Raw genomic sequence first — 8,044 nt, forward strand, 5'->3', positions numbered from 1 at the left:
ATATATAATTGGGCACTACAATTTTACCTTAATTTCTATTTTGGAGAGGTCTAATGTGATTTCCTTCTCATTCGGTTGATACCAATGATCCATATGTGGAGCAAAATGTTGTCCTGAACGATATCTATACATCCTCAAGCGCTCATTTAATCCAATCAATTCATAATCTCCCATCTTTTCAGGAAGATGCGGATGTAATCGCTCAAACAATTTCTTTGATATCTTAGAATCATCACGGATTACTCGATCCTGATTTCGATACATTGGATTGTTGGTTGCTAACCTTGGAGAAGAACATTCAATCAAATTAATAAACTCAGCGCACTCTTCTAAAGAATATATATCTTCAACAAGCCATAACAAGGGTTCTGACTCAAACCGCATTGGAACTTTTAAAGCCATTTTGTAAAACCATTTCTAAATAGACGTTTGGTGAATAAGAAGATTGCTAATTGCATTTATAGAAATGATTCTCATAATCTAATTTATCATAGACATCATTATTATGCTTCATTTTGAAATGTGGAGCCTAGATTATAAACAAATTGATTTGCTCTAAATTCCTAAGTTAAAAATTCTAGAATTTACTAGAATTTATAGGAATTAAAAACTTGAGTCTGACCATCTTTTTTAAAGGCAAAGATATTAAAAGATTCTTGACGATAGCGTACGCTTAACCGAAGGTTATCGCCGATTTCCATACCAGGGGTGCCAATAGGCATTCTGGGAACACTAATTCCAGCAATATTTGGTTTCTTTGCTATTAAATTTTTTACTTCTGCCACTGGGATATGACCTTCTACGAGATAACCAGCTATTTCGCTTGTATGACAAGAAGCCAAATTTGAGGGTAGATTATATTTTTGCCGAATAGTTTGAATTTCTGACTCTGGTTTAACAATATCAGTGACTTGAAAGCCGTTTTGCTTGATATGTTCCACCCACCCCTTACAGCATCCGCAAGTGGGAGTACGGTAGACAGTAATATTAAGTGCTTGTGATGCTACGTTTGTTGTGGATAAACCAGAGTTATCAACAGTCTGAGCTGTTTTATTCAGGGTGGAATTCTGGGGTAAGCCAATAAAAGTCCAATATGCAGTACCCAAAACTCCGGCAACTGCTACACCAGCAACTAAAGACTGTATCCAGTTAGAGAAAAATTTTTTCATCACTATTGCCTCAAATAATCCATAAGTGCTTTTTTTGATTATATAGCAGAAGGAAGTTTGATAATTTACCTAAATTTTATATGCAAAGAAAGATACTACGGGGGTACAATCATCTTGAGAATCTATAAACCCAACAAAGCTTACTTGATTAATACTTAGACTAACAAGGCATTCCACTTCAATAAAAGTAGGAGCTAAAAATTCACACGTATCAGTTAATAGTAAATCCAACTTACTAGAAGATTGAATAAAATTTTCAGCTAACCAAGTATGCAAACATTCGCCAGTAGAAATATCCCAGAGTTTAATAGTTTCATCATCACTTATACTAGCAATAGTTTGATTATTCTGACTCCAAACTAAGGAATCAATTTGTGCTGTATGCCCCTCAAAAATGTGAAGACATTTACCTGTACTAATATCCCATAATCTAACTGTTCGATCGCCACCACCAGTTGCGAGAAAATTTCCATCTGGACTCCAAACAATAGAATGTACTTCTTGAGTATGACCCTCAAAAACTAGATGTGGCTGATTATTCACCATTGGCAACAGACGAATCTCTCCCAATTTATCCGCGATCGCTAAAAAATCTTTATTTGGGCTAGAAGCGATGACAGAAATATTACCCAATGTCGGTATTTGGATTTTTTCCAACAATATTGGACAGTCTAAAAGATTTTCATCTTCTTGCTTTGGTGCTTCTAAGCAAGTTTTGTCAGACACATCTACAGAATTAGTAGGACAAACACAAGAACTAAGATCTAGTAACTGTGAGTTATTACTTTCATGACACTTTTGTTTATCTGCTTGACTAATAGCAGGGCAAAATTTCCCAGGAACTATTGCACAATACTCAGAAGATTTTGAGTTAACTGTAGATAATACTTCAATAGATTTTGGGGAGCAGGTATTAGCAGATTTATGAGATTCTATTTCACAGGGAGAAATATCACTTACCATTAAGTCAATTTGTAGTTTCATGCACAGGTTAATCAGATTTTCAATGCCATAACCACACAAGGAAGTTTCACTTGCTTGTAGTTTGTTTAAAATTAATAACAATTGTTGTTCTAGCGCTCGAGTAGAACTAAATATTGTGCTGAGTTGTCTGGCGATAGGTTCTATAATTAGCTTATTTTGTCGTTCTTTTATATAGCGTTTGCCAGTGGTTATAATTAAAGAATGATTGAGAAATAAGTCTAAATTGGCAGTAGTTAACTCTCCAACAACCTGTTCAATTAAGTAGTGGAGAATATACTCCATTACTACAGGTTCGACTGTATACATACTTGATTTTTTCTTGACTAGAGAGCGCCAGATGAGAGCTTCTAAACTTTCTAAGAGATTTGCTTTGGAAATTGCTGGCACAATATCAGTTTGCAATTTTTTGACATTCGTCCAGTCTTGGTTAATTGCCAACCAAACTATGATTTTTTTTTCTAGTTTTGACAGACGCTGAAAGTGTTGGTCGAGGAGGCGACGAATGCCATTGAAGGTGGTTGTGCCATGTTGCAGAAATTCTGACAGGTCTCCATCAAATAAGTCCGTGATGGAGCTGGTGACAATTTTTAAGGCTAGGGGGCTATAGCTATAATATTCACTGAGCTGTTGTTTTTGTGTTTCTGATCCTAATATTTTGTTGGTTTTTAGTAAGGCATGGGCTACTTCTTTAGAACCCAATAGTTGTAGGGAGCGTACTGCTGCATCTATACTTTCAAAGGCTGCTACTTCAGGAGGTTTTTCTCGGCTGGTGAGGATGAGGCTGCTAGAGTGGGATGTTTCACCGATTAAATGAAATAGTTGACTGTAGTTTTCGTAGCCAGGGCGATAGTGGCCTGTACATCCAGTTTGTAAAATGCTTTCGACGCTATCTAAAATTATTAGGCAACGTGAGTTACGCAAGTATTCAATTAGTTTGCTTAGTTCTCCTTGGCTACATTCTTGCTTGGATAAGAATGATACGAGTTGAGTGAGAATTGTTTCTAGGGCAGGAGCATGGCGGAGCGATCGCCAGATTATATAGTCAAATTCATTCTGTAGTTGTTGGGCGACTTTTGCTGCTACTGCTGTTTTACCAATGCCTCCCATACCTAGTAATGCCACTAAACGACAGCCATCTCCGATAATATATTGTTGTAGTCGATCTAGTTCTTGGGAACGTCCGTAAAAAACGGAAACATCTATGGCTTCTCCCCAATCAATTTTTGGTTGAGACAGTGTTTTTTTTGTTTCTGTAGAAGATTGGAATATATGTTGTTGAATATTTTCGGTTTTGGTAAGACATGATTTCTGAGTACCAAATTTTTGTCTCAGCAGAGCGCGAAAGTTTTTCTTAGTTACTTTTTCTTCTAAGACACTAGACAGACTTTGCCATAAGTTTGCAGCTACTCCTTTTATGTAGTCTGGGTCATAACCTGCTTGCTCGGCAATTTCAGCATAAGCTTTACCTTCCCATGCTTGAGAAAATACCATTTTCTTTACAGCGTTTAAAGAGCCTGGAGCTAGAACTGTCTCCAGAACTTCCAATGCTTCTTCTACTTTCATTTTTATTTAATACTTTGATATATTTTGAATTCTATCTAAATTGATGTGATTTTACTGTTACTTCGGCGACACCTTAAAATCTTATCTATACATTTAGTTGAATAAAAAGTCATGCGTAGGTACGAATAGCCCCCAATAATTACATAGTACTATGATTTTTTTGTGGATGCAAGGGGAAAATCTTTTCAGCGCCGACTTTTTTGGTAGCTGCATAAAATGCAGATACTTTGCCTTGTTATTGAATAGTCAAATCTTCCTGCCACTGAACTTTTTCTTTTTGGTGCTTCACAGAATGAAGTTTTTCTCTAAGTCTGAGCGATCGCTTCTATTGCGGAAGGTCGTTCTATGGCTTCTCTATTTCTTCTGACTTTTTCCGAGTGCTTCACAGGATGTTTTATATATTATAGAAGCGATAGCCATAACCTAGAAACTTTTCACTGATAACTGATAACTGATAACTGATAACTGATAACTGATAACTGATAACTGTTTAAATACCATGACTTTTTCCAATCACCCAATGTCGTCTAAAGAAACGAGCTAAAGCTGATTCTTCTAAAGATAAATAAATTGGTCTGCCATGAGGACAAGTGCGAGGGTTACGAGTAAGTTGCCATTGATTTAATAAACTTTGCATTTCTGGCAAGCTTAAAGGAGTACCATTTCTAATAGCACTACGACAAGAAGTAGCTACTTTAGCAGATTCTAGATCGCCACCATTACTCAGTTCAATTAAAGCTTCAGCACAGTCATTTCTTTTAGCTAAAATTGCTGGAGCAGTACGAGCTGCCCAAAGAAAATCTCCAAAAATTTCTACTTCTATATTTAAACGTTGAAGTTGTTCTATTTGACTAGAAGATAAATTCTGCAAAATAATTGGTGGCTCTAAAGAAACCATTTCCCAAGCATCACATAATTTTTCATATAAAACTCTTTCATGGGCAATATGTTGCTCAATCAACCAAATACCACTCGGATGTTCAGCCACTATATAAGTATTATGTAATTGAGCGATCGCCTTAAGTTCTATCAATCCAAATTCTTGATTTTTTTCTGCTGTATTATCTGAGGAAACTTGTATCGACCGACGAGTTTGATAATTCCCTGTATTTTCAGATGCTTTTAATATTTTTTCTACCCTTTCTGACAAAGGAAATTCTGGCATTACTTCCATACTAAATTGTAATGCCTTAGCAATTGCTAGGTCGATTTGTTGTTGCCAAAAACTGAGATTATGAAGATAAACTTCTGTTTTTGCCGGATGACGATTCCAATTTATTTGATGAGGAAAAATTTGGAAATGAATAAAACATATAGGATAGCGATCGCGAGGGCAAGTCCGTGCCAAAGAACTAATAATTTTTTGTTCTAATTCTGGTACTTTCACCACCCTTCCATTAATAGCAACTTTCACCCAATCTGGTCGTCTACGATGACATCTATCTGGCAAACCCAAGACTAATTCTAATGATTGTCTATCCAAAAATTGAGAATCTTGATATTGGGAAAAATTTGATGTTTCGAGATTTAATTCTTCTGCTTCTTGCTCATCAATTTCTTGTTGAATATACTGTAAATCGCTCAATCTTACCGTCGATAAAATTTGAGGTAAAATTTGTTTTGCCGTAGCACCAGGACTAATTTGTATCCATAATTTACTACCCTGCCAAATTTGCCAAGTAACATCAGGATAACAAAGTGCTATTTGCTGAATAATTAACTGTATGCCTCGCATTTGTTGAGCAGGAGAAGGCATTCCTTGACGACGAACAGGCCATTTTCCAAACAGATTAGAAACCTTAACAATAGTACCAGGAGCAATAGCGACTCTTTCAACTTCAACAGCCTTTCCTTGTTCATTATAAACAATTCGCCAACCTTCATTTTCATTCTCTAAAATAGGCGACTTAGGACGACTCAATATTTCTAAAGTTGAGAGATTAGCTAAACTATGAAGTGCCTCTCCACGAAATCCCAAACTGGTAATTTTTGTTAGGTCTTGAAAATTAGTAATTTTGCTCGTACTATGAGGATTAGCTGCTTGTTTTAAATTATCTAAATTCATACCCATACCATTGTCAGAAATTTGCACTCGCCACTGTTCAGAAATAATAGAAATTATGATACGAGTTGCGCCAGCATCCAAAGAATTTTCTACTAATTCTCGTACTACTGCTGCCAAAGAATCAATCACTTCTCCAGCGGCAATTAAATTGACAACTTCTTTAGGTAAGGTTTGAATTTTAGATTGCATTTGCAGACACAGATTTGGCCACGGATGTACGGATTAGTTCAGTAAGAAAAATAGTCATAATGCCAGCCCGTGATTATTATCATAATACTGTCAAATGCAGACACAGATTTAGCCACGGATGTACGGATTAGTCCAGTAAGGAGAATAGCCATAATGCCAGCCCGCGATTATTATCATAATACTGTCAAATGCAGACACAGATTTGGCCACGGATGTACGGATTAGTCCATTCAATAATGGATAATTACCTCTCTCTAAAAGGAAGAGTATTGAATAAAAGGAAAATTAATTCATTGTTTCTCCTTTAAAGGAGAGGATTTTTACATTAATTACTCGGTAAGGAAAATAGTCATAATCCCAGTCCGCGATTATTACCATAATACTGTCAAAGCGACAGCGAAAATTATACTTAGCTATTCCTGAAGAAGTACGTCAATTAGTTTTTGAAGAAGAAGCTGGAATAGTATTAATAGAAGATCGAATATTACGTCTTTTTAGCTTTAATTCCACTCAAGAGATAATTGTTAAATGGATACCCTAAATATTGAACTCAAGGAAGCAATTATCCATGTCTTACAAAACTATATTGAATAGACATCTCCGGAAAAGAGGCAGTAGGCAGTAGAGGAAAATAATTGATAATTTCTGTGCGATAATTGATTTTATTTTTTATTGTCGGAGATGTCTAATATATCGGAAATGACCCAGAAATGCAATGTAAATTAGTCATAGATGAAACTGTAAATCATTACTTGCTCATAGAAATAGGTGGGCAAAATAGTAGACGAATTTATGGAACTCTGATTCATCTTGACATTATCAACCAAAAAATTTGGATACAACAAGATGGCACAGAAGAGGGTATTGCCAATGAACTTGTTAATTTAGGTATACATCATCAGCAAATTGTACTTGCTTTCAAAACAGTTGAGCGACGTAAAATTACTGATTTTGCTGTTTATTAATAGACCTCAAAGATAAATAGTTTAAATCTCATTTATTGCCTTGAATATCCATTTTTCATCAAAGATAAATCTGATTTAATCATTTTAGTTTCCCTGATTATTTGTAACATTCTTTTTGCAAACCTGTACCCATAGTAAGAAAACAAACATAAATATTGTTTATTTATTTTAAATATTAATAAGAAAGCTTACAATTTGGTTCCGTTACTACTCGATCGCCCATTAAAATCAAGAAAAATCTCTGAATTAGAATTTAGTCTTAATTAAGCGAGTAATGATTTCAGACTCCTCCAACTCCGAACAATCTCACCCAAAAGAAAAACCTCAGAATCAACTAGAAGAGGAAGATATACGACGCGAACTGTTGAGAGGCCGGGAATTTACCTTGGCTGATGTTATTGGTCAAGAAGGTGGTGGTTTTATGAAAGGGGAATCACCAGTTCCCAAGTTGGTGCAAGTCAAGAGTGAAATCCATACTTTGATTAGCCAGAATTTGCGGGATGTCTCAGGAGTTTTAGAAGCAGTTCTATATAGGTGGGTTGATGAAGATACAGCCCGAATTAGTAAACATCTAGATTCACCATTGCAAGCTTTATTAGGATTATTGAAGTCCATTTTGGAGAATCCCCCAATTCTTCATGAGCTAGTACGTCAGGTCGATATGCTCTGGGGAAAAATAAATAATGAGCGACCTTATTTTCAACGTCCGGGAGAGCCACCTCACCCCGATGATGAATATACCCATGAATCAGTTTATCAACAGCTTGTTGAACTGACCTGTTGCCTGAATTCTAAATCTTCTTAAACTTACAAGGAGCAAAAATTAGAAATAGGTTGGCAAAATAGTAATAGACCTCAAAGATAAATAGTTTAAATCTCATTTATTGTTTTGAATATGCCTTTTTAATCAAAGATAAATCTGATTTAATTATTTTAATTTCCCTGATTATTTGTAAAATTCTTTTTTCAAACCTTTACACATAGTAAGAAAACAAATATAAATATTGTTTATTTATTTTAAACATTAACAAGAAAACTTACAATTTCGTTCTGCTACTACCGATCGCCCATTTTATTTTCTGAAGCTCTTAGCAACATATTTGCTATAT

The 8,044-nt window shown here is 35.4% G+C and carries 7 protein-coding genes; 3 read left to right on the forward strand and 4 right to left on the reverse strand.

Annotated elements, in window-relative coordinates; translation table 11 throughout:
- Positions 1 to 15: 15 nt before the first annotated feature.
- The 4 genes from AC3DU7_RS18930 to mutL all read right to left on the reverse strand — a co-directional run bounded on the left by AC3DU7_RS18930 (position 16) and on the right by mutL (position 5,970).
- Positions 16 to 402, reverse strand: coding sequence for a hypothetical protein (locus AC3DU7_RS18930; RefSeq protein WP_488040865.1), 387 nt, complete (start codon positions 400 to 402; stop codon positions 16 to 18).
- 185 nt (positions 403 to 587) lie between these two features.
- Entirely contained in the window at positions 588 to 1,169 is a 582-nt protein-coding gene (locus AC3DU7_RS18935; RefSeq protein WP_488040866.1) for a DUF411 domain-containing protein, read from the reverse strand.
- Between the two features lie 69 nt (positions 1,170 to 1,238).
- Positions 1,239 to 3,716, reverse strand: coding sequence for a WD40 repeat domain-containing protein (locus AC3DU7_RS18940; RefSeq protein ID WP_488040867.1), 2,478 nt, complete (start codon positions 3,714 to 3,716; stop codon positions 1,239 to 1,241).
- Positions 3,717 to 4,206: 490 nt separating this feature from the next.
- The gene (gene mutL / locus AC3DU7_RS18945) at positions 4,207 to 5,970 is read right to left on the reverse strand and encodes a DNA mismatch repair endonuclease MutL (RefSeq protein WP_488040868.1); all 1,764 of its coding nucleotides are present in this window, start codon (positions 5,968 to 5,970) and stop codon (positions 4,207 to 4,209) included.
- A 382-nt stretch (positions 5,971 to 6,352) separates the two neighbouring features.
- On the opposite strand from mutL, the gene AC3DU7_RS18950 reads away from it, so the two are divergent.
- The 3 genes from AC3DU7_RS18950 (at position 6,353) to AC3DU7_RS18960 (ending at position 7,740) form a co-directional block, all read left to right on the forward strand.
- Positions 6,353 to 6,511: an element excision factor XisH family protein gene (locus tag AC3DU7_RS18950; RefSeq protein WP_488040871.1), complete on the forward strand. Its 159-nt coding sequence runs from the start codon at positions 6,353 to 6,355 to the stop codon at positions 6,509 to 6,511.
- Between the two features lie 169 nt (positions 6,512 to 6,680).
- Positions 6,681 to 6,935, forward strand: coding sequence for an element excision factor XisI family protein (locus AC3DU7_RS18955; RefSeq protein ID WP_488040869.1), 255 nt, complete (start codon positions 6,681 to 6,683; stop codon positions 6,933 to 6,935).
- A gap of 274 nt (positions 6,936 to 7,209) precedes the next feature.
- On the forward strand, positions 7,210 to 7,740 hold the full coding sequence (locus AC3DU7_RS18960) for a hypothetical protein (RefSeq protein ID WP_488040870.1): 531 nt from the start codon (positions 7,210 to 7,212) through the stop codon (positions 7,738 to 7,740).
- Positions 7,741 to 8,044: the final 304 nt, after the last annotated feature.

This window comes from Okeania sp. (genome assembly GCF_983059655.1).